Origin of the sequence: Mesorhizobium sp. M2A.F.Ca.ET.067.02.1.1 (assembly GCF_004023285.1) — a bacterium.
GTDB lineage: Bacteria > Pseudomonadota > Alphaproteobacteria > Rhizobiales > Rhizobiaceae > Mesorhizobium.
This window is the reverse complement of sequence record NZ_RZSB01001021.1, coordinates 1-1,709: the sequence shown is the minus strand read 5'-3', so window position 1 is coordinate 1,709 and position 1,709 is coordinate 1. Positions and strand designations below refer to the sequence as shown.

Here is a 1,709-nt window from a genome sequence, read left to right as displayed (position 1 = left end):
GTGCATCGCCTGGCCATGCGGCTTGACGACCAGATCGCGCTGGTCGCGGGCGCGCTGTCCTCGGATCCGGAGAATGCCGCGGCCTCCGCCGTCGAGATTGGCATCGCGCCGGAGCGCAGCTATGCCGACTACCATGCCATGGCCAAGGCCGAAGCGGCACGGCCGGACGGCATCGAGGCGGTGGTCATCGTCACGCCCAACCATCTGCACGCACCGATCGCGACGGCCTTCCTCGAGGCCGGCATAGATGTCATCTGCGACAAGCCGCTTTCGACGACGCTTGGCGAGGCCGAAGCCCTGGTGGCGCTGACGAAAGCGAAGCAGCGCCGATTTGTCGTCACGCTCAACAACACGGGCTATGCCATGGTGCGCCAGGCGCGCGAAATGGTGGCGGCGGGCGAGCTCGGCCGCATCGTGTCGGTGCACGGCGCCTATATCCAGGACTGGCTGACCAAGCCGATCGACGCCGAGGGCCAGAAGCAGGCCGAATGGCGTACCGATCCGGTGCGCGCGGGCCAGTCTGCCGTGCTTGCCGATATCGGCGTGCATGCCTTCAACCTGGCAAGCTTCGTTTCCGGTTTCGAGGCGGAGGCGGTTTCGGCCGACCTCTTCACCGCCGTGCCCGGACGGCGGCTCGACGATAACGCGCATGTGCTGATGCGCTGGACAGGTGGGGCGCGCGGCACGATCCTCGCCAGCCAGACCTCGCCCGGGCATTACAACGACCTCTCGGTGCGCATCTATGGGGAGAAGGCCGGGCTCGAATGGTCTGGATCGCGCCCAGAGGAACTGCGTTTCTCGCCCTATGGCGAGGAGACGCGCACGATGATGCGCGGCGGCCATGGATCGACGGCGGAAGCGAGGCGCGTTTCGCGCATGCCGGCAGCGCACCCGGAAGGCTACATCGAGGCCTTCGCCAATTTCTACCGCGACGCCACCGACATCATCCGCGCGCATCGTTCTGGTAGCGCGGTCGATGCCGTGCGGGCAGCGCAGGTGCCCGATGTGGTCGACGGCGCGCGCGGCGTGAAGTTCGTCGCAGCGGCCGTGGAGTCGAACGCGGCTGGAGGTGCTTGGACGACTGCGAAATTTGAGTGAGGGCAATCGCACTCTTGACGGCTTGCCAAACTCAGCCTCCGATGGCCGCAAACGCAGTTTGATAAAGCCGCCTCGGCGAACCATGAAGCGCGCGCAGATCGAAGAGCAGAACCGTTACCTCCTGCGGCGCCAGCGCGAATTCCGCCAGGCCGCCGATGTCGTCACGCAGTCCTGGATGGCGTTCCCCGAGATCGAGGCGATCGCTGTCATCGGCTCGGTGGCGAAACCGCTCTGGAAGGAGATTCCGAGGTTCAGCGACTTCCGCCGCGCGGGTATCGAAGTTTGGCATGAATGCAGCGACCTCGACCTGGCTGTCTGGGTCGACTCGCAACACCGGCTTGGCGAGTTGCGCCGTAAGGGAGCCGCGGCGCTGCGGCAGGCGTTCGAGGCCGGGCTTGGCATCAGTGTCGCCGACCATCAACTCGACGTTTTCCTGTTCGAGCCCGGCAGCGACCACTACCTTGGCCGGCTTTGCTCCTTCAACCGCTGTCCGAAGGGAAATCGGGATTGTCTGGTTCCCGGCTGCGGGGCGATACCCTTCAACAAGCGCATCGCGGATTTCCGGCCCTACGCCGATTTGTTGGAGCCGGGCACATATTCTACCCTCTACC

Annotated in this window: 2 protein-coding genes; both read left to right on the top strand. The window is 65.5% G+C overall.

Going from position 1 to position 1,709, the window contains the following annotated elements:
• Positions 1-1,098: Gfo/Idh/MocA family oxidoreductase (locus tag EOA28_RS34945; RefSeq protein ID WP_148671074.1), on the top strand; the 1,098-nt coding region annotated here is incomplete at its 5' end.
• 82 nt (positions 1,099-1,180) lie between these two features.
• Positions 1,181-1,709, top strand: a 529-nt coding sequence (locus tag EOA28_RS34940) for a hypothetical protein (protein WP_128315805.1), incomplete at its 3' end; no start/stop codon positions are given.